This window comes from Stenotrophomonas maltophilia (genome assembly GCF_900186865.1).
Taxonomy (GTDB): Bacteria; Pseudomonadota; Gammaproteobacteria; order Xanthomonadales; family Xanthomonadaceae; genus Stenotrophomonas; species Stenotrophomonas maltophilia.
In genome coordinates this window covers 3770933-3795552 of record NZ_LT906480.1, presented here as the reverse complement: position 1 = coordinate 3795552, position 24620 = coordinate 3770933, and the positions used below count along the sequence as shown (strand labels likewise).

At 67.0% G+C, this 24620-nt stretch carries 23 protein-coding genes; 11 read left to right on the top strand and 12 right to left on the bottom strand.

The genetic code is table 11. The features are described 5' to 3' along the window. Positions 1-26: 26 nt before the first annotated feature. On the bottom strand, positions 27-1022 hold the full coding sequence (locus CKW06_RS18055; RefSeq protein WP_012481022.1) for an alpha/beta fold hydrolase: 996 nt from the start codon (positions 1020-1022) through the stop codon (positions 27-29). A 208-nt stretch (positions 1023-1230) separates the two neighbouring features. On the opposite strand from CKW06_RS18055, the gene CKW06_RS18050 reads away from it, so the two are divergent. Beyond that, positions 1231-2175 (top strand): IS481-like element ISStma1 family transposase, encoded by a 945-nt coding sequence (locus CKW06_RS18050; RefSeq protein WP_012479022.1) that lies wholly within the window; start codon positions 1231-1233, stop codon positions 2173-2175. A 107-nt stretch (positions 2176-2282) separates the two neighbouring features. Here CKW06_RS18050 and CKW06_RS18045 read toward each other — a convergent pair whose 3' ends face one another. After that, positions 2283-3665 (bottom strand): L-serine ammonia-lyase, encoded by a 1383-nt coding sequence (locus CKW06_RS18045; RefSeq protein WP_024956918.1) that lies wholly within the window; start codon positions 3663-3665, stop codon positions 2283-2285. Between the two features lie 100 nt (positions 3666-3765). On the opposite strand from CKW06_RS18045, the gene CKW06_RS18040 reads away from it, so the two are divergent. Further along, complete coding sequence (locus CKW06_RS18040; RefSeq protein WP_024956919.1) at positions 3766-3996, top strand: glutaredoxin family protein; 231 nt, start codon at positions 3766-3768, stop codon at positions 3994-3996. A 71-nt stretch (positions 3997-4067) separates the two neighbouring features. Here the strand turns inward: CKW06_RS18040 and CKW06_RS18035 are convergent, their stop codons facing one another. Genes CKW06_RS18035 through CKW06_RS18025 form a run of 3 tightly spaced genes read right to left on the bottom strand, consistent with a single transcriptional unit; the run spans position 4068 to position 5859 of the window. Then, positions 4068-4640 (bottom strand): YceI family protein, encoded by a 573-nt coding sequence (locus CKW06_RS18035; RefSeq protein ID WP_005414145.1) that lies wholly within the window; start codon positions 4638-4640, stop codon positions 4068-4070. A 3-nt stretch (positions 4641-4643) separates the two neighbouring features. Continuing rightward, the gene (locus tag CKW06_RS18030) at positions 4644-5216 is read right to left on the bottom strand and encodes a cytochrome b (protein ID WP_005410672.1); all 573 of its coding nucleotides are present in this window, start codon (positions 5214-5216) and stop codon (positions 4644-4646) included. Between the two features lie 10 nt (positions 5217-5226). Then, the gene (locus CKW06_RS18025; RefSeq protein ID WP_005410671.1) at positions 5227-5859 is read right to left on the bottom strand and encodes a YceI family protein; all 633 of its coding nucleotides are present in this window, start codon (positions 5857-5859) and stop codon (positions 5227-5229) included. Positions 5860-6024: 165 nt separating this feature from the next. Here CKW06_RS18025 and CKW06_RS18020 point away from each other — a divergent pair, with 165 nt between their 5' ends. Both CKW06_RS18020 and CKW06_RS18015 read left to right on the top strand, forming a co-directional pair. Next, positions 6025-9567, top strand: coding sequence for a sensor histidine kinase (locus CKW06_RS18020; RefSeq protein WP_024956920.1), 3543 nt, complete (start codon positions 6025-6027; stop codon positions 9565-9567). Between the two features lie 94 nt (positions 9568-9661). After that, positions 9662-13189, top strand: a complete 3528-nt coding sequence (locus CKW06_RS18015) for a hybrid sensor histidine kinase/response regulator (RefSeq protein ID WP_024956921.1) — start codon at positions 9662-9664, stop codon at positions 13187-13189. Between the two features lie 514 nt (positions 13190-13703). On the opposite strand, the gene mdtD is transcribed toward CKW06_RS18015, so the two are convergent. From mdtD to CKW06_RS17990, 5 genes are all read right to left on the bottom strand, one after another. Next, complete coding sequence (gene mdtD, locus CKW06_RS18010; RefSeq protein ID WP_010482759.1) at positions 13704-15113, bottom strand: multidrug transporter subunit MdtD; 1410 nt, start codon at positions 15111-15113, stop codon at positions 13704-13706. Positions 15114-15205: 92 nt separating this feature from the next. Continuing rightward, positions 15206-16288 carry a uroporphyrinogen decarboxylase gene (gene hemE, locus CKW06_RS18005; RefSeq protein ID WP_012481016.1) on the bottom strand — a complete coding sequence of 361 codons (1083 nt, stop codon included), beginning with the start codon at positions 16286-16288 and terminating at the stop codon, positions 15206-15208. A gap of 26 nt (positions 16289-16314) precedes the next feature. Continuing rightward, positions 16315-16554 carry a WGR domain-containing protein gene (locus tag CKW06_RS18000; protein ID WP_024956922.1) on the bottom strand — a complete coding sequence of 80 codons (240 nt, stop codon included), beginning with the start codon at positions 16552-16554 and terminating at the stop codon, positions 16315-16317. A gap of 101 nt (positions 16555-16655) precedes the next feature. Next, positions 16656-17768: a 3-dehydroquinate synthase gene (gene aroB, locus CKW06_RS17995; RefSeq protein WP_024956923.1), complete on the bottom strand. Its 1113-nt coding sequence runs from the start codon at positions 17766-17768 to the stop codon at positions 16656-16658. Beyond that, on the bottom strand, positions 17765-18307 hold the full coding sequence (locus CKW06_RS17990; protein ID WP_005414151.1) for a shikimate kinase: 543 nt from the start codon (positions 18305-18307) through the stop codon (positions 17765-17767). The genes aroB and CKW06_RS17990 overlap by 4 nt, the downstream gene beginning before the upstream one ends. Positions 18308-18405: 98 nt before the next feature. Between CKW06_RS17990 and CKW06_RS17985 the strand changes: the two genes are divergently transcribed. Further along, positions 18406-18609, top strand: coding sequence for a dodecin family protein (locus CKW06_RS17985; protein ID WP_005410663.1), 204 nt, complete (start codon positions 18406-18408; stop codon positions 18607-18609). Positions 18610-18615: 6 nt separating this feature from the next. On the opposite strand, the gene CKW06_RS17980 is transcribed toward CKW06_RS17985, so the two are convergent. Then, the gene (locus CKW06_RS17980) at positions 18616-19443 is read right to left on the bottom strand and encodes a kinase (protein WP_024956924.1); all 828 of its coding nucleotides are present in this window, start codon (positions 19441-19443) and stop codon (positions 18616-18618) included. Between the two features lie 40 nt (positions 19444-19483). Between CKW06_RS17980 and pdxH the strand changes: the two genes are divergently transcribed. The 5 genes from pdxH to CKW06_RS17955 all read left to right on the top strand — a co-directional run bounded on the left by pdxH (position 19484) and on the right by CKW06_RS17955 (position 21939). After that, entirely contained in the window at positions 19484-20083 is a 600-nt protein-coding gene (gene pdxH, locus CKW06_RS17975; protein WP_024956925.1) for a pyridoxamine 5'-phosphate oxidase, read from the top strand. Then, complete coding sequence (gene aac(6')-Iz / locus CKW06_RS17970; RefSeq protein ID WP_024956926.1) at positions 20080-20541, top strand: aminoglycoside N-acetyltransferase AAC(6')-Iz; 462 nt, start codon at positions 20080-20082, stop codon at positions 20539-20541. The genes pdxH and aac(6')-Iz overlap by 4 nt, the downstream gene beginning before the upstream one ends. Further along, complete coding sequence (locus CKW06_RS17965) at positions 20538-20888, top strand: YqfO family protein (RefSeq protein WP_024956927.1); 351 nt, start codon at positions 20538-20540, stop codon at positions 20886-20888. Before aac(6')-Iz ends, CKW06_RS17965 begins: the two co-directional genes overlap by 4 nt. Positions 20889-21010: 122 nt before the next feature. Further along, positions 21011-21472, top strand: coding sequence for a DoxX family protein (locus CKW06_RS17960; protein ID WP_024956928.1), 462 nt, complete (start codon positions 21011-21013; stop codon positions 21470-21472). 32 nt (positions 21473-21504) lie between these two features. After that, positions 21505-21939 (top strand): SMI1/KNR4 family protein, encoded by a 435-nt coding sequence (locus tag CKW06_RS17955; protein ID WP_231910808.1) that lies wholly within the window; start codon positions 21505-21507, stop codon positions 21937-21939. Positions 21940-21986: 47 nt separating this feature from the next. Here the strand turns inward: CKW06_RS17955 and prpR are convergent, their stop codons facing one another. Continuing rightward, the gene (gene prpR, locus CKW06_RS17950) at positions 21987-23570 is read right to left on the bottom strand and encodes a propionate catabolism operon regulatory protein PrpR (RefSeq protein WP_024956930.1); all 1584 of its coding nucleotides are present in this window, start codon (positions 23568-23570) and stop codon (positions 21987-21989) included. 154 nt (positions 23571-23724) lie between these two features. Here prpR and prpB point away from each other — a divergent pair, with 154 nt between their 5' ends. Further along, a complete protein-coding gene (gene prpB / locus CKW06_RS17945; protein WP_032963526.1) occupies positions 23725-24618 on the top strand; it encodes a methylisocitrate lyase in 894 nt (297 codons plus the stop codon). The last annotated feature ends 2 nt before the right edge of the window (positions 24619-24620 follow it).

Below are 24620 nucleotides of genomic sequence, written 5' to 3'. Positions count from 1 at the left end.
TCGGCTCTACAGGGGACGGCTGCCGTTCAATGCGCCTTCAATGCCTTCAGCAACGCCGCGTTGAACTGCTTCGGGTCCTGCACCTGCGGCGAATGGCCCAGTTCGGCGAACTCGATCAGCGTCGCGCCGGGAATCGCCGCGGCTGCCGCCTTCCCGAGCACCGGATAGTTGCCCAGCGTCGCCTTCACCGCTGGTGGCGCCAGGTCGCGACCGATCGCGGTGCGGTCCTTCTGCCCGATAAACAGCGTGGTCGGCACCTGAACATTCTTGAGTTCGTAGACCACCGGCTGGTTGAACACCATGTCCGAGGCCAGTGCCTGGCTCCATGCAACGGCCTGCTTGCCGGGCCCTTCGTACATGCCCGACTGCATCCGTGCCCACGGTTCATACGCCGGCTTCCATTTGCCGTCGTAATACACGTCCAGCTGGTAGCGGCGGATGCTGTCATAGCTGATGTTCATTTCGCCGGCGTACCACGCGTCCACGCTGCGCCAGGGAACACCCAGCGCCTTCCAGTCTTCCAGCCCGATCGGGTTGACCAGTGACAGGCTGCGCAGGTCCTGCGGGAACATCAGCGCATAGCGCACCGCCAGCATGCCGCCCATCGAATGACCGACCAGGTGCACCGGGACATCACCCAGTTGCAGCTGTTGCAGCAGGGCATGGGTGTTGGCGGCCAGCTGCGCGAACGAATACTGGTAACGCTCGGGCTTGCTGGATTTGCAGAAGCCCACCTGGTCCGGGGCGATCACCCGATAGCCGGCGGCAACCAGTGGCTTGATCGATTCCTTCCAGGTGGCGGCACAGAAGTTCTTGCCGTGCAGCAGCACCACCACGCCGATGGGTGCCTTCTTCGGCGCGATGTCGAGGTAGGCCATCTCCAGCGGCTGCCGCTGCGATTCCAGCGCGAAGGTCTTCACCGGATAGCCGTAGTCGAAACCCTCCAGCCGCGGCCCGTAAGTGGGCGCGGCCAGCGCAGGCAGCGGCAGGCAGGCAAGCAGGGCGGCAGCGATCACGCGCATGGGGCGGTCCTGGATAGGGGAGCCCCGAGCCTAACCGGAACGCAGTGACGGTGTCGTCCGACCGGGCAAGGGCGACTGGGTAGAGTCGACTGGGTAGAGTCGACTGGGTAGAGTCGACTGTTAGTTGTGATCTCTCTGTACGTTGTTCATCCGGGACATCTTTGGAAAATGGTGGTTACCACACCTCTCCAGACCCCAAAGAGCCCGGATGAACCACCATAAAAATGCCCGTTTGACCGTCCATAGTCGAGCACTTCTTATTCGCCGCATCCTCCACGAGGGCCTGCGCCCAGAGGAAGCAGCCCAAGCATGCGGCGTAAGTGTGCGTACGGCCTACAAATGGCTGGCCCGATTCCGCCAGTTCGGGGCACCGGGGCTGGAAAACCGCAGCTCACGGCCTCACCAGACGCCGCATGCCACACCTGCTCCGGTAATCGAGCAAATCAAGGAGCACCGCCGTAAACGGCAGACCTACCTGACCATCTCCAAGGCGCTGGGGGTCGGCCACAGTACGATTTCAAGGCTGATGCGTGCCCACGGCCTCAATCGGCTGTGTCGGCTTGAACCGCCCAAGGAGGTCATCCGATACGAATACGATCAGCCCGGAGGGCTGCTGCACCTGGACATCAAGAAGCTGGGCAACTTCCAGCGGCCAGGGCACAGAACCGATGCCAAACGTCGGGGAAACGCCGCTGGCGGTGGCTGGGGCTACGTCCACGTGGCCATCGACGATCACTCCCGGGTCGCCTTCAGCAGCGTCCACCCCAATGAACAGGCCGAAACCGCCTGCCAGGCGCTGCTGGGCGCTCTGCAGTACTACGCCAGCCTGGGAATCACCTTCAAGCGGATCCTGACCGACAACGGTGCCTGCTATCGCTCCACCGCCTTTGCCAAGCTGCTCAAATCCCTTGGGATCAAGCACATCAGAACCAAGCCCTACACGCCGCGGACCAATGGCAAAGCCGAGCGCTTCATCCAAACCAGCCTGCGCGAATGGGCCTACGCCCGCGAATACGCCTCCTCGGACCAGCGCAATTCCGTGCTGACCCAATGGCTGCACCACTACAACTGGCACCGCCCTCACATGGGGATCGGTGGCCAGCCACCTATTTCCAGAGTCCTGCTGAACAACGTGGTGGGTTTACACAGTTAGTCGACTACCTTCCCCACAACGAGCGAAGATCCCGCGCTGCGCGCGATAGTCGACCAACGGTCGACTCTACCTGTGGCCCGGCGCCATCGCGCCGGGACCGGTCGACCTCAACACTCGATGACGTTCACCGCCAGGCCGCCACGGCTGGTTTCCTTGTACTTGTCCTGCATGTCGCGGCCGGTATCGCGCATGGTCTTGATCACCTTGTCCAGCGACACCTTGTGCTTGCCGTCGCCGCGCATCGCCATGCGCGAGGCATTGATCGCCTTCACCGCGCCCATCGCATTGCGTTCGATGCAGGGGATCTGCACCAGCCCGCCGATCGGGTCACAGGTCAGGCCGAGGTTGTGTTCCATGCCGATTTCCGCGGCATTCTCGATCTGGCTCGGGTTGCCACCCAGCGCTGCGACCAGGCCACCGGCCGCCATCGAGCAGGCCACGCCCACTTCGCCCTGGCAGCCCACTTCGGCGCCGGAGATCGAGGCGTTTTCCTTGTACAGGATGCCGATCGCTGCCGAGGTCAGCAGGAAGTCGAATACGCGCTGTTCGTTGGCGCCGGGGCAGAAACGGTCGAAGTAATGCAGCACCGCCGGCAGCACGCCGGCAGCGCCGTTGGTCGGCGCAGTCACCACACGACCACCGGCGGCGTTCTCTTCGTTCACCGCCAGCGCGTACAGGTTGACCCAGTCCAGCGTGGTCAGCGGATCGCGCATCGCTGCTTCCGGCTTCGACGACAGCTCGCGGTACAGCGCCGGTGCACGACGGCCGACCTTCAGGCCACCCGGCAGCACGCCTTCCTCGCGGATGCCGCGCGCCACGCACGACTGCATCGCACTCCAGATCTCGCGCAGGTTGGCGCGGATCTCGTCTTCGCTGCGCCAGCACTTCTCGTTCTCGAACATCAGCTGGGCAATGCTCAGGCCGCTGCGCGCGGTCTGTGCCAGCAGCTCGTCGCCGCTCTTGAACGGGTAGGGCAGCGGGGTTTCGTCGGGCACGATGCGGTCATCGGCTGCATCATCCTGGTTGACCACGAAGCCGCCACCGACCGAGTAGTAATCGCGGGTGGCGATCACCTCGTCCTCGGCGTTGTACGCGGTGAAGCGCATGCCGTTGGTGTGGTACGGCAGCTTCTGGCGCTTGTTCATGCCGAGGTCGCGCTTCTCGTCGAAGGCGATCTCGTGCTGGCCCATCAGCTGGATGCGCTTGCTGCTGCGGATGCGCTCCAGGGTGGCCGGAATGATGTCCGGATCGATCAGGTTCGGCCGCTGGCCTTCCAGGCCCAGCAGGATCGCCTTGTCGGTGCCATGGCCGCGGCCGGTCAGCGCCAGCGAGCCATAGACATCGGCGCGGATGCGCGCGACCTCGTGCAGGCGGCCCGGGTCAAGCAGCCAGCGATGGATGAATCGCTCGGCGGCCTTCATCGGCCCGACGGTGTGCGAGGAGCTCGGGCCAATGCCGATCTTGAAAACGTCGAACGTGCTGACAGCCATGGTTGCCGTACTGCGGGTACCGGAGGAGACCGCTATTCTAGCGGTTCATGCCGCACTTCCATGGCTGCGGCGCAGCATTTCGGCAGAGGGAGCAAAACCGGTGTTGACCCTGTTCCAGCGCGATGACTGCCACCTGTGCGACATGGCCCTGGCCGAGCTGGCCAAGGCGCGGGCACCGGAGTTCGAATCGGTGTTCCTGGACGATCAGCCTGCGCTGGAAGCGCGCTACGGCGCGCGGGTGCCGGTGCTGCGTGACGAGACTGGCGGTCGTGAGCTGGACTGGCCGTTCGACGCGGCCACGGTCCAAGCCTGGCTGGCCGTCGACCGGTAGTGCCGGCCGTTGGCCGGCAACCCCGCGATGCCCAGTGATGCCGGCCAGCGGCCGACACTACCAGAGGCGGTTTATTTCGCGTCGAACTTCACGATCGTGCTGATCGCGGTTTCGTCCGGGATGGTCTTGGTGTCGGCCCAGTCGCCGCCGCCGACGCCGAAGTCCAGCCGCTTGACCGTGGCCTTGCCGGTCAGCACCGGCTGGGTGCCCGGCTTCCAGGTGAAGGTGAGGGTGACCGGCTTGCTGACGCCTCGCAGCTCCAGTGTGCCATCGGCGGCGAACTGGTCATTGCCCACCGCGCGGAAGCCCTTGGCGGTGTAGCGTGCGGTGGCGAACTTGCCAACATTGAAGAAGTCGGCGGTCTGCAGGGTCGAGTCACGGTCGCTGTTGCCGCTCTTGGCGCCGGCCAGCGGGATCACCACGTCCAGCGAACCGGCGGCCGGATTGGCCGGGTCGAAGCTGAGCTTGGTGGCAAAGCCCGGGAAGCTGCCGGTGAACACTTCGCCGTCGTACTTGGTGGCGAACACCAGGATCGAGCCGGCGCCGGGCGCCTGTGCGTAGTCGGCGGCGAACACCGGGGTGGTGGCCAGCATGCCGGCCAGGGCGGCGGCCACGGCGGCCGGAGTGGTCAGTTTCAGGTTCATCGGTCAGTCCTTCTGAGGGGAGGCAAGCCAGCCGCGCGGCAACATGCGGGACAAGGTCGCATCGCGCTGGAACAGGTGGTGGTAGAAGGCAGCGCCGGCATGGGCCAGCACCACCGCGATCAACAGCCAGAAGCCGTACTCGTGGATGGCATGCGATACCGCGACCACCTGCGGGTCGGGACCGCTCAGCTTGGGCACGTCGACCAGGCCGAACCAGCGGAACGGGCGCAGGCCGCTGGCCGAGTCGTACAGCCAGCCCGACAGTGGGATGGCGAACATCAGCACATACAGCAGCACGTGGGTGGCACTGGCGATGCGTTCCTGCCAGCTGGGCACGCCCGGCACCGGCTTGGGGGCACCGGCATACAGGCGCCAGCCGAGGCGGAAGAGCACGAGCGCCAGCACGGTGATGCCGATCGACTTGTGCGCGGTATAGACCCAGAAATACTTGGGGGTCTTGGGCAGTTCGCCCATGGTCAGGCCGACCACGCCCAGGGCGAGGATCAGCAATGCGATCAACCAATGCAGGATCTGGCTGACACTCCCCCAGGCGGCGGGGGTGTTCTTGGCGGTCATGAAGGGTCCTCTAGGGGGCCGTCTTGGGGTCGGAGTGTGGAACGGGAGCGGGAGTTCCCGGGGCGTCGCTGCGGTCGAGGGTGGCTTCAGCCTCGATCCTCAGCTGTACTGCATCACCGATGACGCCCGGCCAGGCGGTGATGCCGAACGCGCGCCGGCTCAGCGTGGTGCTGGCGGAAAAACCGGCGGTGCGTCGGAACGGGGGGAGGGGGTAGCGCTTGATGGCGTTGAGGGTCACGTCCAGCGTGATCTCCTGGCTGACCCCGCGCAGGGTCAGGGTGCCGATCACGTGGGCGCGCCTGGCATCGATCGGTTCGACCCGGCTGGAGACGAAATGTGCCTTCGGGAAACGCTCGCCATCCAGAAGGCTGCGGGCCAGCGTGGCCTGGTTCCATTTGGCGTCACCAAGGTCCAATCGCGACACGGGGACTTCGACGTCCAACGTGGCTTCGCGCCAGTTGTCGGGATCGAACTGCAGCCGGCCCTCACTGCCGGAGACCGTGCCCATCGCCTGCGAGTAGCCCGCGTGGTCGATGCTGAACAGCACACGCGTGTGCACCGGATCGAGGCGATAGGTATCTGCATCCGCCCAGGCGGGAGCGGTGGCGAGCAGCATCGGCAGCAGGGCCAGGCAGGGACGCATCGATGGCGGGCTCCGGAAGGGGGACGCTGTGATCATACGCACAGGCCCCTGCCAAGGATGCGTGCATGGCTGCAACAGTTCGTGGTGGTCCTGCCCCCGGCAACAGGCTGTTGCAGCCATGACCCCGGCCCTGTGTGACAATCGGGACAGGACAGGGGGTTCAGGATGACGAGCAGCTGGCGCCTGTGGTGCCTGGGCATCGCGGCAACGGGGCTGCTGCTGTTGGCGTCTGCCACGGCGGCTGCAGCCCTGGACATGGCAGAAACACCACGCCTGCGGCGCTTCGGTGCCGCCGAAGGCATGCCTTCGCGCATGGTGCTGGCGCTGGCCGAGGACCGCCAGGGCCATGTCTGGGCCGCAACCGATGGCGGTCTGGTGCGCTACGACGGCAGCTCGCTGCGGGTCTGGGAACATGACCCGGAACAGCCCGGCTCGTTGCCCGGCAACGAGATCGAGACCCTGCTGGTCGATCCGCTGGACCGTGTGTGGGTGGGCATCAATGGCAAGGGCGTGGCCCGCCTGGATGCCGACCGCGAGCGGTTCAAGACCTTCGATGCGGTCAATGGTCCGTGCCTGGGCCAGTTCTGGACGCTGGCCTACGCCGGGGATGCGTTGTGGATCGGCACCAGCAGCCAGGGTATCTGCCGGTTCGGGGAGGACGGCAGTCTGCGCTTCTTCAAGCACGACCCGGCCCGTGCCGACGGCCTGCCCAGCAACACCATCTACAGCAGTCTGGTCGATGCGCGGGGGCGCCTGTGGATCGGTACCGAGGCCGGCGTCGCACGCTGGAATGGCCGTGACTTCGAGCCCGTGGCACCGCACGCGCTGGGCGCATTGAGCGTGCTGCGGATGAGCCGCGATCCGGATGGCTCGATCTGGGTCGGCAGCCAGAACGATGGCCTGTATCGCATCGATGCGCAGGACCGGGTCAGTCGTCCGCGCTGGAGCGACAGCGCCGGCCTGCGCTCGGCGCTGGTGCTGGCCGATCGCCAGGGCGGCTACTGGGCGGGCACGTCCGATGGCCTGCTGCGTGGCGACGCAAGTGCGCTATGGCGGCTCGACGGCGACCGCGGCAGTGGTTTCCTCACTGCACAGAGCGGTGTGCTCGATCTGCTGCAGGACCATGAAGGCGGATTGTGGGTCGCCCTGCTGACCCAGGGACTGGCCTACCTCCCGCCGGACTGGCGCCGCTTCTCGATCTGGAACCAGCTCGATGGCAAGCCGCTGGACAGCCAGTACCTGCTGGGCGCGGCCAGTGATGGCCAGAACTACTACGTGGGTTCGGCGCACGGCGTGTATCAGCTGGACGCGCATGGCACGTTGCGCCTGCTGGCCAGCGACCGCGAGATCGGCAGCGGTGCGGTGTGGTCGGTACTGCCGCGGTCGGACGGGCGCCTGTGGCTGGGGCGTGCCGGCCGCATCAGCGTGTATGACCCGGCCACCCGCGCGCTGCACGACTGGCACATTGGTGGAGGCGCCGATCTGCGCCAGCGCATCGACCTGATGCGGCAGGCACCCGATGGCACGGTCTGGCTTTCGGTGATGAACCTGGGCCTGCAGCAGCGCAGTGCGGAGGGCCGGGTGCTGCGCAGCTATCCTCTCGACGATTTCCGCAAGGCGGCCGACTCACCCATCGAGCAGATCCGCTTCGATGCCCATGGCAAGGCATGGGTGATGGGCGACATGGGCATCTGGCGTGAGCAGGCCGGTCGCTTCGAAGCGGTGCCGGGGGTCTCGCGCGGGCTGATCTACGACCTGGTGTGGGTGGATCCGCAGCAGTTGTGGCTGGCCCGCCAGGGCGCGCTGGAGCGCTACCAGTGGGATGGCATGAGCCTGCGCCTGATCCAGCGCATTGATGGAAGCGCCGGTGTGCCGCCGGTCAGCATGGGGGGCCTGGCATTGGCCGACAATGGCCGGGTGTGGGCGACCACGCCGCGCGGCCTGCTGCGCTGGGACCCGAAAGCACGACGCCTGCAGTTGTTCAATGAACGCGATGGCCTGTCCGATGCCGAGTTCACCAGCCGGCCGCCAGCGGTGAATGCCGATGGTCGCGTTCTGGCCGTCGCCCAGACCGGCCTGGTTGCATTCGACGTGAATGCCGACGACGTGGTGCTGCCCGGGTCGTCGCTGGTGATTGCCGAGGTGCGCGTGCGCCGCGACGATGCACGCGGCTGGCAGCCGCTGCCGAACACCGGCACCCTGCTGCTGGGACCGGATGATCGCGACCTGCAGATCGATGCGCGGTTGTTGTCGTATGCCAATCCCCAGGGCAACCGCTATCGCTTCCGGGTACGCGGGTATGACCAGAACTGGGTGGAGCAGGGCGGCGACGGCCAGCGCACGCTGTCGCGACTGCCGACCGGCAGCTACGTCATCGAAGTGCAGGCGGCCACCGCCAATGGTGCATGGACGCCTTCGCAGCAGCTGCAGGTGAAGGTGCTGCCACCCTGGTGGCGCAGCGGCATGGCGATCTTCGGCTACATCCTGATCGGTTCGCTGCTGCTGCTCGTCCTGGTCTGGTCGATCCGTGCGCGCCTGCGCCGTCGCCAGCAATGGCAGCTGACCGTGCACAAGCAGGAGCTGGCCGAACAGGCCTCGCAGGCCAAGAGCCGGTTCCTGGCCACGCTGGGGCATGAAGTCCGCACGCCGATGACCGGCGTGCTTGGCATGAGCGAGTTGCTGCTGGCCACACCGCTGGACCCGGTGCAGCGCAGCTATGCCGGCTCCATCCAGCAGGCCGGCAGCCATCTGCTGCGGTTGGTCAACGATGCGCTGGACCTCGCGCGCATCGAAGCCGGTCGACTGGAGCTGGATCTGCGTCCGTTCGACCTGGCCGGACTGCTCGACCAGGTGCAGGCGCTGATGCAGCCCATGGCCAAACAGCGCAAGCTGGATTTCCAGCGTGGCGACGATCCGCCCGGCCCGATCAGCATCAGTGGCGACGAGATGCGCGTGCGGCAGATCCTGCTCAACCTGCTGGGCAATGCCATCAAGTTCACCGAGCGCGGTCATGTCGGCCTGGCCGTGCACCTGGAAGAGAACGGCGGCGGTCTCTGCTTCGAAGTGCACGACAGTGGTCCGGGTATCAATGCCGAGCAGCAGGAGCGGCTGTTCCACCGATTCGAACAGGCGGAGGGGCCGCGCACGGCCTCGCGCTATGGTGGAAGCGGGCTGGGCCTGGCGATCTGCCAGGAGCTGGCCGTGGCGATGGGCGGGCGCATCGAAGTGGACAGCCAGCCAGGCAAGGGCGCGCGTTTCCGGGTGCGGTTGCCGCTGCCCTGGACCCGGCAGGCAGCCGCCACGGGCGAAGCGCCGACACTGCCGATGCTGCCGCCACTGCGCATCCTGCTGGTGGAGGACGATGCCACCGTGGCCGAGGTCATCGCCGGCCTGCTGCGCAGCCGCGGCCATGAGGTGGTGCATGTGCTGCATGGCCTGGGGGCTTTGTCGGAGATCGCTACCGACGGCTTCGATGTCGGCCTGCTCGATCTCGACCTGCCTGCGCTGGACGGCACTGCGATCGCCCGCCAGCTGCGCACCCTGGGCTACGAACTGCCACTGGTGGCGGTGACCGCCCGCTCCGATGCGTATGCCGAATCGCAGGTGCTCGCTGCCGGTTTCGATGGTTTCCTGCGCAAGCCGGTGACCGGCGACATGCTGGTGGCAGCGATCATCCAGGCTCGCGCCAAACGACAGACCACAACTTGAAAACGTCGACGCCGGGCGTGAACGGCGCGACTTTCGGTTTACCATGCCGACGCCCGCGGCGCGGGAATCATCAGGCAGCGTGAGGAGGCAATCGGTGGTGTATCTGCGGGCGGCAATGCTGCTGCTGATCCTCCTGTGCGGCCTGTCACCCGCTGCCGCGCAGCCGGTGCCACCGAGCCCGCGCCAGGTGACGGTATTCGACGGCCTGCCGTCCAATACCGTCAACCGCATGGCCGAAGACCGCTATGGCTACCTGTGGATCGCCACCAACGACGGCCTGGCCCGTTACGACGGGCGCAACTACCGGATCTGGCGTTCTGAGGATGGCCTGCGCGACAACCGCATCTGGACGGTCCTGGTCGATGCGCGCAACCAGCTCTGGATCGGGACCGAGAACGCGGGCCTGGTACGGATGTCGGCCGACCGCCGCCAGCTGCATTTCTACGACCGCAGCAGCCAGCCGTTGATGGGGACCAACACGGTCTGGAGCCTGGCGACCACGCCGGACGGTGCGATCTGGTTCGGCACCCACGAAGGTGGGCTGTACCGGCTGGACAGCCAGGACCGCCTGCAGCGTTTCCTGCCCGAGGCCAACAATCCCCGCAGCCTGCCTGCCGCCTCGGTGCCGTACCTGGCCACGCTGGCCGATGGCAGCCTGTGGGTCGGCACAAAGCATGGCGTGGCGCGCTGGACCGGCACCGACTTCGAGCGGGTCGGTACGGACGTCATTCCCAGCCTGCTGATCGATGGGTTGACCAGCGAACCCGATGGCAGCCTGTGGATCAGTACGATGGCCGGCGCCACGGTGCGTCGCCCGGACGGGCGTTTTGAATCGCCGCCCTGGAAACTGCCCCCGGGCGAGCAGGTGCTCGGCATGATGCTGCGCGATGAACAGGGCGGGCATTGGTTGGATACCCGTACCGGGCTTGGTCGGGCCGTGGATGGGCAGTACCAGACCGTTCCACTGTACAGCGCCGTTGCGCGCGGGCCGGTGCGGCCGAACTGGACGGGCGCCTACGAGGACCGCGAAGGCGGCATCTGGTTGGCCAGTACCAATGCCGGCCTGTGGCATCTGCTGCCGCGCTGGTGGCAGTTCTCGGTGCTGTCGCGATTGGAGGACGACACCGGTTCGCTGCGCAATGCCTTCGTGCTCGGCACCAGCCCTTCCAGCAATGGCGGCATCTGGACGGTCGGCAGCCACGGTGCGCTGGACCGGTTCGATCCAAGGACGGGCAAGATCGAGCAGCACCGCACCTGGGTCAATGGCATGTACTGGTTGTCCTCGGTACGCGAGGATCGCCGTGGCCAGGTCTGGATCGGCTCGACCGATGCGTTGCTCCGCTATGACCCGAAGCGACGTGAGCTACGTCGCTGGGGCCGTGATGCCGGGGCCGACGCGACCATGGAAGGGGTCATCGAGTCGATGATGACCTGTGACGGCGACAGTCTATGGTTGATGTTGCCTGCAGGCCTGCAGCAGCGTGACCTCGACGGTCGCCTGCGCCGCCAGTTGGAAAACGGCCAGCGCGGCCTGCAGCAGGGCCAGCTCAACCTGGATGTGGAATGCGGGCCGCAGGACCACATCTGGCTGGCCAGTAGCCGTGGCCTGCTGCAGTGGCTGCCGGAAAGCGAGCGCTTCCAGCCGGTGCCGGGCGCGCCGGCGACCGCGATCCATGCGTTGCACGTGGGCCGCGATGGCCAGGTCTGGCTGTCGGAGGATGGCCGCCTGTCGCGCTACCGCTGGAGGCAGGGCCGGCTTGAACGGCAGGCCGTGGTCGGCGCGGAGCAGGGTTACCCGGCGATCTCCGCTTCCGGGCTGGTGGTCGACGCACAGGGGGTGGCCTGGGCCACCAGTGCGCGCGGCCTGGTCCGGGTTGGCGCCGACGGGCAGAGCGTGCGCCTGTACGGCGTCCACGACGGCCTGCCCAGCCAGGAGTTCCGCGAGCACACGTTGGCGATGTCCGGCGATGGCCATCTGGTGGCCGGTACCCCGGCCGGCGTGGTGGTGTTCGACCCGGAACAGGTGCGGCCGTCGGTGCGGCGGGCGCCGTTGGTGATCGAACGGGTCGAAGTCCGCCGCAACGAGCAGGTACTCGACCTGACCCACGACACGCCCTTGCAGATTGCCGATGGTGACCGTGACCTGCGCATCGTCGCGCGACTGTTGTCATTCGCCGATTCGGCCTCCAACAGCTACCGCTACCGCCTGGCCGGCTACGACCCCGATTGGGTGGAAGTGGGGCCGGCCGGTGAGCGCCTGTTCTCGCGCCTGCCGCCGGGCAGCTACCGCCTGGAGGTACAGGCGCGCTCGGCCGACCATGTCTGGTCCCGGGTGCAGAGCCTGGAATTCCGTGTACAGCCACCGTGGTGGCGCAGCCTGTCCGGGCTGCTGGTGCTGGCCTCGATCGCGCTTCTGCTGACCAGTTGGTTTGCCTGGTTGTATCGCCGTCGCCTGCAGCGGCGCCATGCCTATCAGCTGGCACTGCATAAACAGGAACTGGCCGAACAGGCCTCGGCGGCCAAGACCCGCTTCCTGGCCAATCTCGGCCACGAAATCCGCACGCCGATGACCGGTGTGCTCGGCATGAGCGAACTGCTGCTGGCCTCGCCGCTGGACCCGCAGCAGCGCGGCTACACGCAGTCGATCCGGCACGCCGGCGAACACCTGCTTCACCTGGTCAACGATGCACTGGACCTGGCACGGATCGAATCCGGACGGCTGGAGCTGCAGTCCAAGCCGTTCGCGCTGAGCTGCCTGCTGCAGGACCTGGCCGCGCTGATGGGACCGCTGGCAGCGCAGAAGGGCCTGCGCTTCATCCTCGACAACCAGTTGCCGCCGGGCCTGCAGGCGACCGGCGATGCGATGCGGGTAAGGCAGATCCTGCTCAACCTGCTCTCCAACGCGGTCAAGTTCACCAGCCGCGGAACCATCACCCTGCATGCGCGCAGCGACGGCGAGCTGCGCGCGTTGCATTTCGAAGTGCGCGACACCGGGCCGGGCATCAGCCAGGAACAGCAGCAGCGCCTGTTCCGCCGCTTCGAGCAGGCCGATGGCGCCCGCACCGCGGCGCAGTACGGCGGCAGCGGCCTGGGCCTGGCGATCTGCCGCGAACTGGCGCAGGCGATGCAGGGGCGTATCCAGGTGGAGAGCCAGCTCGGCCGCGGCACGTGTTTTGGCGTGACCCTGCCGTTGCCGCTGGTGGTCGATGCCAATGCAGAGTCCGAGGGCGAAGTGCACCGCGAGGATGCGGCCAACATGCCGCCATTGCGCGTGCTGCTGGTCGAGGATGATGCAACCGTGGCTGATGTGGTGCGCGGGCTGTTGAGTGCGCGCGGCCATGAAGTGGTGCATGCGGGCCATGCGCTGGCGGCACTGCGCGAGATCAGCGCAGGGGATTTCGACGTCGGCCTGCTGGATCTGGACCTGCCGGGCCTGAGCGGCTTCGAGCTGGCCCAGCACCTGCGCAACCAGGGCTACATGCTGCCACTGCTCGCCGTGACGGCACGGACCGATCCGGACCTGCAGCAGCAGGTGGAAGCGGCCGGCATCGGTGGTTTCCTGCGCAAGCCGGTGACCGGTGAGCTGCTGGTGGAAGCGATCGCCAAGGCGATGGGCAGGTAGGGTTTATTGCAGGGCTTGCAGCCCTGCACCTGCTGCAAGCCGGAGCAACAGCAACAGCCGAAGCAAAAGCTGGTTTCCCGTGGGATGGCGGGGCGGTGCCGGAGTGCGGGGACGCCGCAAGTACGTCCTTGTAGGCTTGGCAGCCGCATCCATGCGGCTGACACCCCGCACTCCGACACCACCCCGCCTTCGACAGAATTCTGCGATCTGCAGTAGATCCACGCCATGCGTGGATGGTTTTCGATCTCAATTCGACATATTCGATCTCGATGGAGATTCATCCACGCATGGCGTGGATCTACCCGATCGCGAAAATCTGTCAGAGGTGGGGCGGTGTGGGCTTGCAGGACCGTTGGCGCCATGGATGGCGCCATCGAGCCCCCAGGGACGGGTTTACGGCGTGTCCTGCAAGCCCACACCGCCCCACCACCCACGGAATGCCTGCTTTTGCCGTTGCTGTTGCCTTGGCTTGAAGCCTCTGCAGGTGCAGGGCGGCAGCCCTGCCGAACCACCCTCACTCCGCAACGTGCTCGACCTGCCGTGGCTCCGGCTTGGTATCGGGCAGCTGCCAGAAGATCATCGTCGAGGTCAGGGTGATCGCGCCCACGCACAGGAACGTGGCATGCAGCGCGGCGGTGGCGCTGTTGCTGTCCAGGTGGTTGCCGAACGCGGCCAGCAGGCTGCCGGCCGCAGCAGCACCAAAGCCGGCGGCGAGCATCATCACCATCGACAGCAGGCTGTTGCCGGAACTGGCGAACTCACGGTCCAGATCGCGCAGGGTCACGGTGTTCATCACGGTGAACTGCAGCGAATTGACCGCGCCGAAGAACGCAAGCTGCAACAGGCGCCAGGCCAGGTGCTGGCCGGGTGTCATCAGGATGAAGCTGGCCATCGCCAGGCCCACCAGCACGGTGTTGACCATCAGCACGCGACGGTAGCCGTAGCGCTCCACCAGTTTCACTGCCAGCTTCTTCGAGACCATGCCGGCGGCTGCCACCGGCACCATCATCAGGCCGGCGTTCATCGGGCCCAGGCCCAGGCCGACCTGCAGCAGCAACGGGATCAGCATCGGCATGGCGCTGCTGCCGATGCGCGAGAAAAGATTGCCGAGAATGCCGATGCGGTAGCTGGGTACGCGGAACAGCGCCAGCGAGAACAACGGCGCCGTCGAATTGGCAGCGTGCAGCCAGTAACCCACCAGCGCCGCCAGCCCTGCAACGGTCATCAGCATCACCAGCGCGTGTGGCGTGCCCAGTCCGGAGATGCCGTCCAGCGCCAGTGACAGCACCACCATCGCGAAGGCCAGCATGATGTAGCCACGCAGGTCGAAACGGGTGCGATGGCTGGCGTAGTGGTCGGGCATGATCTTCATCGCGGCGATGAATCCGATCACGCCGATCGGCAGGTTGATCAGGAACACCCAGTGCCACGAGGCGATCTCCACCAGCCAGCCGCCCAGCGTGGGGCCGATCAGCGGGCCGACCAGGGCCGGGATGGCAATGAAGCTCATCGCGCGCAGGAAATCCTCGCGCGGCACTGATCGCATCACTGCCAGCCGGCCGACCGGCAGCAGCATTGCGCCGCCGATGCCCTGCAGCACGCGCGCACCGACCAGCTGGTGCAGGTGCTGGGCCAGCGCGCAGGCCAGCGAGCCGAGGGTGAACAGAATGATCGCCACCAGGAAGGTGCGACGGGTGCCGTAGCGGTCAGCGATCCAGCCCGAGGCGGGAATGAAGGTGGCCACCGCCAGCGCGTAGCTGAACACCACCGACTGCATCTGCAGCGGGCTTTCGCCCAGGCTGGCCGCCATCGCCGGCAATGCCGTGTTGACGATGGTCGAGTCCAGCATCTGCATGAAGATCGCCAAGGACACCAGCCACAGCAGGGGGCGCTGGCGGTTGTAGGTCGATGGCGATGTGGACATGGGGTGCGGCCGGTGCAGCGTGGGGGATGCCATGATCGCGCACTGTGGGTCACGGCGCGATCAACATCGCGCCGCAACCGTATGCCGAATGCTCAGCGCTGGCTGTGCGCGTGCACCGCGTCGACCAGCACCTGCACGTGGGCCGGGTCCATGTCCGGCGACATGCCGTGGCCGAGGTTGAACACGTGGCCCTCGCGCGAACCGCCATTGCCGGCGGCGTAGGTGTCGAGCACCCGCGCTGCGGCTGCGGCGATCGCATCCGGCGAGGCGTACAGCGTGGTCGGGTCGAGGTTGCCCTGCAGCGCGACGCGGCCACCGGTGCGGCGCATCGCCTCGTCCAGATCCAGCGTCCAGTCCAGGCCCAGTGCATCGGCGCCGGTCTGCGACAGCGCTTCCAGGTGCAGGCCGGTACCCTTGCCGAACAGGATCAGCGGCGTGCGCTCGCTGCCTTCGCCGCGCTCCAGGCCCTCGGCGATGCGCTGCAGGTAGCGCAGCGAGAACTCGCGGTACATGGCCGGCGACAGCACGCCGCCCCAGGTGTCGAACACCTGCAGCGCCTGCGCACCGGCCGCGCGCTGCGCGCCCAGGTACGCAATCACCGCGTCAGTGGTGACCTCCAGCAGGCGGTGCAGGGCCTGCGGATGGTTCAGCGCCATTGCCTTGATGCGCGCGAAATCCTTGCTGCCGCCGCCTTCCACCATGTAGCAGGCCAGTGTCCAGGGGCTGCCGGAGAAGCCGATCAACGGTACCTGGCCGTCCAGCTCCCGACGGATCAGGCGCACTGCGTCCATCACATAGCCCAGGTCCTGCTCCATGTCTGGTACCGCCAGCCGGGCGATGGCCGCTTCGTCACGCACCGGATGACGGAACTTCGGGCCTTCGCCTTCAACAAAGTAGAGCTCCAGGCCCATCGCATCGGGAATGGTGAGGATGTCCGAGAACAGGATGGCTGCGTCCAGCGGGAATCGGCGCAGCGGCTGCAGCGTGACTTCGCAGGCGATTTCCGGGTTCTTGGCCATGGCCAGGAAGCTGCCGGCCTTGGCCCGGGTTGCGCGGTACTCCGGCAGGTAGCGGCCGGCCTGGCGCATCAGCCAGACGGGGGTGCAGTCCACCGGTTCGCGGCGCAGGGCGCGCAGCAGGCGATCGTTGCGGAGAGGGCTGGTCACGATGGGCATTCCTTGGACGAAAGTTGGCAGCGGCGTCAGTCGCCGTGCGAGAGGATCTGGAAGCCGCGATGCAGTTCGGCATCGCGGGCCTGCTCGAAGGCATGACGGGCTTCGTCGGCCTGCAGGAACAGCTCGCGCCGCAGCTGCGAGCGGTTGCCGAGGCGGCCGCTCTCGCGCAGCAGCTCCCAGCCGCCGAACAGGTCCGGCTGCAGGCTCAGGCGCAGGAAGCGCGGTGCCTGCGCACCGGCGTCGGGATGTTGCAGGTAGACGTGCATGGGCCGATTGTAGCGGGGCCAGGGTGACCCCGGCCGCAACGTGGTCGTGCCGGCGGCTGGCGGGCTTCCTCGTTGCTGACGTTGCCGGCCAGCGGCCGGCACTACCGGGCCGACAGCACCTTCAGCACCGCGGCTTCATCCACGTCCGGCACCACTTCGGCGCGGCCCATGCCGCGCCACAGCACCAGGCGCAGGCGGCCGGCCACATTCTTCTTGTCCAGCCGCATGCGGCCGAGCAGGGCCTGCGGGTCCAGCCCGGCCGGGATCGACACCGGCAGGCCGAGCCGTTCCAGCAGCGCCTGCAGGCGTGCGCGATCGGCATCGTCGGCCAGGCCCAGGTGAGTGGACAGCTTCGCGGCCAGCACCATGCCCACCGCCACCGCCTCGCCGTGGTTCAGCGCATCGCGGCCCGGGGCCGAGTAGCCCTGCTCGGTTTCGATGGCATGGCCGAAGGTATGGCCGAGGTTGAGCAGGGCGCGCTCGCCCTTCTCGAACGGATCACGCTCGACGATGGCAGCCTTGTGCCGGCAGCTGCGCGCGATGGCTTCGGCCAGTACCGCATCGTCGCCGGCCAGCAGCGCATCGGCATGCTGCTGCAGCCATTCGAAGAACACGGCATCACCCAGCGCGCCGTACTTCACCACTTCGGCCAGGCCGGCACGCAGCTCGCGCGGCGGCAGGGTGGCCAGCACGCGGGTATCGGCGATCACCGCGCGCGGCGGATGGAACGCGCCGACCAGGTTCTTGCCGGCCGGGATGTCGACCGCAGTCTTGCCGCCCACCGACGAATCGACCATCGCCAACAGGGTGGTCGGCAGCTGCACGCAGTCCACGCCGCGCATCCAGCAGGCCGCAGCGAAGCCGGCCAGATCACCGACCACGCCGCCGCCGAGGGCGAACACGCAGGCGTCGCGGGTGGCGCCGATCGCGGCCAGCGCTTCGATGGCACGGCCGAATTCGGCCAGCGTCTTGGAGGCTTCGCCCGCGGCCAGCACATGCTCGCCGACGATCAGGTCGGGGCGTGCGGTCAGAAGGGTCTGCTTCACGGCATCCAGATAGCGCGGGGCCACTTCGCTGTCGCTGAGCAAAAGCACGTGGCGGCCACGCACATGCGAGGCCAGCGCGGCGCCGTCGGCCTGCGCACCGGCGCCGATGGTGATGGAGTAAGGGCGGTCGCCGCCGACGGCGACCTGCAGCAGGGCGGGGGAAGTCATGGGGTCAGGTCCTGGCGCTGCCATTGCGTGGCCAGCTTGACCACCAGGTGGGCGGTCGCGTCGGCAGCGGTGTACGGGTCGGTATCAAGGGTTATGTCGGCCAGTTCGCGGTACAGCGGGTCGCGGTGCGCGGCCAGATCGTGCAGCACCTGCTCACGGTCCGGGCGCTGCAGCAGCGGCCTGCCTTTGTCGCGGGCCAGGCGTTCCAGCTGCGCGGTCACGCTGACCCGCAGGTAGACCACGAAGCCGCGCTGGGCGATCAACGCGCGGTTGCCAGGATCCAGCACCGCGCCGCCACCGGTGGAGACCAGCTGGCCGCGACCCTCCAGCACGCGGGCAAGCGCCTCGCGTTCATGGCTGCGGAAGCCGGCTTCGCCGGAGTGCTCGAAAATGGTCGGGATGCTGGCGCCGGCGGCATCGACGATGGCCTGGTCGACATCGACGAAGTCCAGCGTGAAGCGCTCGGCCAGGCGGCGGCCGATGCAGGTTTTGCCGGCGCCCATCGGGCCGATCAGGATCAGGTTCGGAGCAGGATTCATGCCCTGTGATGCTAACACCTCCGTGCCCTGGCCTTTACGTCCTTCACGTCAGGGTAGGCGTTCCTGCGGGGTTTCCCGCGCCAACCGGAGTACAGGCCATGACGGTCGCGAAGGTCATCGAAATCACCGCCTCCTCGCCGAAGAGCGTGGAGGACGCCGTGCGCAGCGGTCTGAAGAAGGTCTCCGAGACGGTCAAGGGCATCCAGGGCGCCTGGGTGAACGAAACCAAGGTGGTGACCAATGGCAGCGGCGAAATCACCGAATGGCGGGTCAACCTGCGGGTGACCTTCCTGGTGGAATAGGCGCGCTCAGCGCACGTCCTGCACCTGTCGCTGGCCGTCCAGCACCACCACGTGGTCGGCCAGGGCAGGCAGGGCATGCAGCGCCTGGCGGCTGACCCGCTCGTAGTACTGCACGAAGCGCTCCAGCTGTGGCCGGCTCATGCCGTGCCGGCCCGGCTGCGCGGCCTGCAGGTTCTGCTCCTGCTGCCAGCGCCAGCGCGGTACCACCGAGAAATCCGGCGGCTGCAGGAACCACAGGCGGTCGCAGCGCTGCCACAGCGCCGGGTAGTCGCGGGCCAGCGCCTGGTTGCACCAGCGCCGCCAGCGACCATCGGCGTCGGCTTCGCGCTCCAGTGCGTTCAACGGGCTGTCCAGCGCGTCGTCATCCTGCGCGGGGGTGCCCAGGAACCAGCCTTCGAAGACCAGCAGGTCCAGCGGTCGTTGCAGCTGCGGCCAGTGCGCTTCGGGCAGGCGTTCATCGGCCAGCTTGTCGAAGCGAGGCATCGCGAAGGGCTGGCGTGTGGCCACGGCGTCCAGCACCGCGTGGGCCAACGGCAGGTCATGGGTGCCCGGCGGGCCTCGGGTGATCAGCAGCGGGTGCACCTGGCGGGCCAGCCGCTGCCGCTGTGCGCGGGTCAGGTAGACATCATCGATGGACAGCGTGGCGGCGTTCAGGCCGCGCGACTGGGCGCGCGCCACCACCTGCGCGGCCAGCGTCGATTTGCCGCTCCCCTGCAGGCCGCTGATCGCCAATACTGGAACCGCTGCACCGCTGCCCAGTGCATCGTCCAGCACCTGTTCGGCCAATGTTTCGGGGAATCCTTTCACCTGGGGCATATACGCAGCAGCGGCCATGCAGCCACAATAGCCCAATCCGTGTGAGAAGAACGCAATCATGAGCGACCTGTACGCCGAAGCCCTGTCCACGTTTGCCGGCCTGTTCGAAGAGGCCAAACAGAGCCGCGAGGTCGAGCCGAACGCGATGACCGTGGCCACCGCCGATACGCACGGGCGTCCCTCTGCACGTACCGTGCTGATGAAGGCGTTCGATGAGCGTGGTTTCGTGTTCTACACCCACCTGGACAGCCATAAGGGCCAGGAGATGCAGGCCAATCCGCAGGCCGCGCTGTTGTTCCTGTGGCGCAGCCTGCGCGAGGCCGGTATCCAGGTGCGCATTGAAGGCCGTGTCGAGCAGGTCGCCGATGCCGAAGCCGATGCCTATTTCGCCAGCCGCCCGCGCATGAGCCAGATTGGCGCGTGGGCCTCGCAGCAGTCGAAGACGCTGGCAACGCGCGAGGAATTCGATGCGCGCGTGGCCGAGGTCGAAGCCCGCTTCGAGGGCAAGGATGTGCCGCGCCCGGAGGGCTGGAGCGGCCTGCGCGTGGTGCCCGACCGCATCGAGTTCTGGTACGGCGCGCAGTTCCGCCTGCACGAACGCTGGTGCTATGAAGCCGGTGCCGAAGGGCGCTGGAGCAAGCGCCTGCTGTACCCGTGATCGACAGCGCGCCCACGATCCGCCAGGCCACGCCGGCCGATGCGGCCGCGTGGGCGCAGTTGCGTCTCGGCCTGTGGACTGATGCCGATGATCCGCTGGAGGAACTGACGCAGTCGCTGGCAGATGCCGAGGGTGCTGTGTTTTTGGCCTGTGCGGCGGATGGCGAGGCGGTTGGTTTCGCTGAAGTGCGCCTGCGCCATGACTACGTGAACGGCACCGAGTCTTCGCCGGTGGGGTTCCTGGAGGGCTGGTACGTGCAGCCGCAGTGGCAAGGTCGCGGCGTCGGCCGCGCCCTGCTGACGGCGGTGCAGGCGTGGACGCGCGATGCGGGCTGCCGCGAACTGGCCTCGGACAGTCGCGTGGAAGACGTGCAGGCTCACGCCGCGCATCGGGCCTGCGGCTTCGAAGAGACCGAACGGGTCGTCTATTTCCGCATGCCGCTGGAGCCATCGGCGTGAATCGCGTGGCGCTGTACCGCGTGGTGGTGTTCGTGCCGTCGGCAGCACTGGGCGCGGTGAAGCAGGGCATCCTGGCGGTGGATGCCCTGGTGGCCGGCGACTACGAGCACGGCATGTGGTGGTCGGCGCCGGGGTTCGAACAGTTCCGCCCGCGCGTGGGTGCGTCGCCCGTGCAGGGTGAGGCGGGGCGCACCGAAGTGGTCGACAGCGTACGCCTGGAATTCTGCCTGCCGCGCGATCCGCAGCGGCTGCAGCGCATCTTCGAACAGGGCATCGTGCCGCATCATCCGTGGCAGGTGCCGGTGGTGCAGGTGGAGGAGATCGAGCTTCTGCTGGCCGACGCATGAGGCAGTCGAGCAGGGCTCGACTCCACAAGAGCAGGCTGTCGCAAATGGACCGGCTTGCTTCATCTGCGAGCAGGCCCATAACCGGCACACTCCGATGGATGATCTCGACTTCCGGAGTTGCCATGCCCTCCTGGCGTTGCCTGTTTGCGGTGCCGCCGCCGCGTCACGGCGTGGAAGCGTTCCTGCTGTTGATCGCCCGCATCGTCGCCGGGGTGATGTTCTGCGTGTCCGGCTGGAACAAGGTGTTCACCGATGCGGGCCGCGAACGCATGGTGCATACGCTGGTTGATGCGGGGATCCCGTTCCCGGTGTTCAGTGCGCCGGTACTCGGCGGCATTGAATGGATTGCAGGCGGCCTGCTGGTGCTGGGCCTGCTCAGCCGGCCTTCGGCCCTGCTGCTGGCGGGGATCTGTGCGGTGGCGGCGCTGACCGATGGCATCGCGCGCATTCCTGCGGGACTGAGCGTACCGGATTGGTTGAGCTGGTTCTTCTACCTGAGCGAGGTGCCGCTGGGTGTGCTGCTGTTGTGGATTGCCGCAGTTGGGAGTGGACGATTCGCGATAGAAGTGCGCTGGGCGTGTTGAACATTGAGTGATGCGGAGGCAATTGAATGCGGATGAATGATCTGATCCAGCGCGTAGTTCGCGCGTACCCGGATCGTCGGAATCCTGATTGCGCTTCGGCGGCCGAGGTCATGCGTCGCTTGGGCGTTGCTCCTCACTGCGATATGTGGATGTTCTACATGGCGATCAATGGCGCGCTGCCTGCCGTGAGCGGTAGGCTTGAGTTGTTGCGTATCGTTGGCCCTGGAATTCCGAAGATTCCAGACCAGGCTGAGTACGTTTGGGATCGGTACGAGCTCCCAGTTAATTTTCTTCCGCTGTCATCTGACGAGGGTGAGGGAATGTATTTGTACGATATGTCTACTGAAGAGGTACATGACTACCGCCTGGCTCGCCACGATCAGTTTGTGACGGGACAAGAGCAGCCTCGGTGGGAGAGCTTCCATGGCTTCATGATGTGGTATCTCGGTGAGGCAAGCGGTACGTAGCGTTGATTGATGCTCGGCTTTTCCATGGAGTTGAGCATGGCTCGACTCTACAGATTCTCCGCGCGCAGCCAGCGCCACAGCGTAGTGCGTGAGACGCCCAGCGCCTGCGCCATCCCCTCGCGGTCATTGCGGTGTTCCTGCAACAGCGTTTCCAACTGCGCACGCGGCGGCCGCTTGCCGTTGCTTTCCACCGGTAGCGCAGCGGCGCCCTCATTCACCAGCTCGGGTGCCAGCTGCAGCAGTCGCGCGGCATCAATCAGCCCTTCACCGGGTTGCCAATGGATGCGCAGCCGATCCACCAGATTGCGCAATTCGCGCACGTTTCCTGGCCACTCGGCGGTGGTCAGCACCGCCAGTGCCTCCGCATCCAGTGGCGCGTCGATACCACGCAGCTGGCGGAAGAAATGCTGCGCCAGCAGCGGGATGTCACCGCGCCGGGCACGCAGTGCGGGCAGGGCGATGCGCAGCGCGGCCAGGCGGTAATACAGGTCGCGGCGGAAGCTGCCGGCCGCCACGCGCTGCTCGAGCGACTGCAGGGTCGCGGCCACCACGCGAAGGTCGACCGGGGTCGGCTCGGTGGCACCGACACGCAGTACCTCGCGTTCTTCCAGCACCCGCAGCAGGCGGGTCTGCAGTGGCAGCGGCAGTTCGCCGATTTCATCCAGGAACAGGGTGCCGCCGTCAGCGGCCTCAACCAGGCCGACGCGGCCGCCACGGCGTGCGCCGGTGAAGGCGCCATCGCTGTAGCCGAACAGCTCCGCTTCCAGCAGCGATTCGCTGATCGCGCCACAGTTCAGTGCCACGAAGCGGCCACGGCGTCCGCTGGCGGCGTGCAGCTGGCGCGCCACCAGTTCCTTGCCGGTGCCGGTTTCGCCGGTGACCAGTACGGTGCTGTCATGCGGGGCGTACAGCGCGATCTGTGCGCGCACCTGTGCCATGGCCTCGCTGTCGCCGAGCAGGGCGTGGGCATCGCTGCGCGGTGCGGCACGGCGGCGCGGCGCGGGCCGGCTGCCGCCGGAGCGGGCCAGGGTCTGGGTCAGTTCCAACGCGTGCTCGAACGCCTGCCGTACCGAATCTGCCGAGTACAGCAGCACGCCGGGCAGGCCGGCCTGTTCGGCGTGGTCGATGGCCATGCCAGTGCCGACGATCACCTCGATGCCGTTGGCGCGCAGGTCGGCGATGCAGTCGCGGGCGTCCTCGCGGGTGACGAAGCGGCGATGCTCGATGTCCAGGCCGAAGCTCTGCTGGAAGTTGCTGAACACCGGCACGTCGCTGGCGTGGGTGACCAGGCCGATACGGCCGGCGATCCGCCGTGCGCGCGCCAAGGCTTCCATCAGGTCGAAGCCGTTGGCCTGGATCGGCACCAGCGGCAGCTCCAGCCGGCTGCGCAGCCAGGCTGCGTTGGAGCCGCCGGCGATGACCACGTCGCAGTGCTCGCGGCGCAGGCGCTGGCCGATCACGTCCACCGCTTCCTCGAAGCCGAGGTTGATCTGCTCGATACGCGCGCGGCGATCGAACTCGGGAATGACGTCGCCGAGAAGACCGGTCAGCCGCGAGACGCTGACGGTCCAGATCACCGGCCGACTGGGGTCGGCATCGGCGTGGCGCAGGGGCGAGCGGGGCAGGTACATGGCGGCGCGCGTTGGACGGGATGTTTCATGATACATCTGTTTCAATGTTTCATATGTTTCGCTGTTGCATGGGCGTCATTCCCGTGAAATCAACGGCTTGCAGCTTGGCATGGTGCTTGCGCTCTCTTTCCCGTACTTCAACCTGGATTGCCGCATGACCGCTTCCACTCCTTTCTCCGCCGGTGCCCGCTTCCGTGAGGCGCTGGCTGCCGAATTGCCGCTGCAGGTGATCGGCGCGATCAACGCCAACCACGCCCTGCTGGCCAAGCGCGCCGGCTTCCGCGCCATCTACCTGTCCGGCGGCGGTGTTGCCGCGGGCTCGCTGGGCCTGCCGGACCTGGGCATCAACACCCTGGAAGACGTGCTGGTGGACGTGCGCCGCATCACTGATGTCTGCGACCTGCCGTTGATGGTCGACATCGACACCGGCTTCGGCCCGAGCGCGTTCAACATCGCGCGCACCGTGAAGTCGCTGATCAAGGCCGGCGCGGCCGCCTGCCACATCGAAGACCAGGTCGGCGCCAAGCGCTGCGGTCACCGCCCGGGCAAGGAAATCGTCTCGCAGGGTGAAATGGTCGACCGCGTGAAGGCGGCTGCCGATGCCAAGACCGATCCGGACTTCTTCCTGATCGCGCGTACCGATGCCATCCAGGTGGACGGCGTGGACAAGGCTATCGAGCGCGCCATCGCCTGTGTCGAGGCCGGTGCGGACGGCATCTTCGCCGAGGCGGCCTACGACCTGGACACCTATCGCCGCTTCGTCGACGCGGTGAAGGTGCCGGTGCTGGCCAACATCACCGAATTCGGCGCCACCCCGCTGTTCAGCCGCGATGAACTGGCTTCTGCCGGCGTTGCGATCCAGCTGTTCCCGCTGTCGGCCTTCCGCGCTGCCAACAAGGCCGCCGAGAACGTCTACCAGGCGGTGCGCCGCGATGGCCACCAGCGCAACGTGGTGGAGACCATGCAGACCCGCGAAGAACTCTACGACCGCATCGGCTACCACGCCTTCGAGCAGCAGCTCGATGCACTGTTCGCCGCCAAGAAATAAGC

Coding starts and splice junctions, on each gene's coding strand:
- CKW06_RS18035 (WP_005414145.1), bottom strand. CDS start 4,640: ATGAACCTGAAACTGACCACTCCGGCCGCCGTGGCCGCCGCCCTGGCC.
- CKW06_RS17960 (WP_024956928.1), top strand. CDS start 21,011: ATGCCCTCCTGGCGTTGCCTGTTTGCGGTGCCGCCGCCGCGTCACGGC.
- prpR (WP_024956930.1), bottom strand. CDS start 23,570: ATGTACCTGCCCCGCTCGCCCCTGCGCCACGCCGATGCCGACCCCAGT.
- CKW06_RS18025 (WP_005410671.1), bottom strand. CDS start 5,859: ATGCGTCCCTGCCTGGCCCTGCTGCCGATGCTGCTCGCCACCGCTCCC.
- CKW06_RS18050 (WP_012479022.1), top strand. CDS start 1,231: ATGAACCACCATAAAAATGCCCGTTTGACCGTCCATAGTCGAGCACTT.
- hemE (WP_012481016.1), bottom strand. CDS start 16,288: ATGCCCATCGTGACCAGCCCTCTCCGCAACGATCGCCTGCTGCGCGCC.
- CKW06_RS17955 (WP_231910808.1), top strand. CDS start 21,505: ATGAATGATCTGATCCAGCGCGTAGTTCGCGCGTACCCGGATCGTCGG.
- CKW06_RS17985 (WP_005410663.1), top strand. CDS start 18,406: ATGACGGTCGCGAAGGTCATCGAAATCACCGCCTCCTCGCCGAAGAGC.
- CKW06_RS18030 (WP_005410672.1), bottom strand. CDS start 5,216: ATGACCGCCAAGAACACCCCCGCCGCCTGGGGGAGTGTCAGCCAGATC.
- CKW06_RS18000 (WP_024956922.1), bottom strand. CDS start 16,554: ATGCACGTCTACCTGCAACATCCCGACGCCGGTGCGCAGGCACCGCGC.
- CKW06_RS18045 (WP_024956918.1), bottom strand. CDS start 3,665: ATGGCTGTCAGCACGTTCGACGTTTTCAAGATCGGCATTGGCCCGAGC.
- CKW06_RS18055 (WP_012481022.1), bottom strand. CDS start 1,022: ATGCGCGTGATCGCTGCCGCCCTGCTTGCCTGCCTGCCGCTGCCTGCG.
- aroB (WP_024956923.1), bottom strand. CDS start 17,768: ATGACTTCCCCCGCCCTGCTGCAGGTCGCCGTCGGCGGCGACCGCCCT.
- CKW06_RS17980 (WP_024956924.1), bottom strand. CDS start 19,443: ATGGCCGCTGCTGCGTATATGCCCCAGGTGAAAGGATTCCCCGAAACA.
- CKW06_RS18020 (WP_024956920.1), top strand. CDS start 6,025: ATGACGAGCAGCTGGCGCCTGTGGTGCCTGGGCATCGCGGCAACGGGG.
- prpB (WP_032963526.1), top strand. CDS start 23,725: ATGACCGCTTCCACTCCTTTCTCCGCCGGTGCCCGCTTCCGTGAGGCG.
- mdtD (WP_010482759.1), bottom strand. CDS start 15,113: ATGTCCACATCGCCATCGACCTACAACCGCCAGCGCCCCCTGCTGTGG.
- pdxH (WP_024956925.1), top strand. CDS start 19,484: ATGAGCGACCTGTACGCCGAAGCCCTGTCCACGTTTGCCGGCCTGTTC.
- CKW06_RS17990 (WP_005414151.1), bottom strand. CDS start 18,307: ATGAATCCTGCTCCGAACCTGATCCTGATCGGCCCGATGGGCGCCGGC.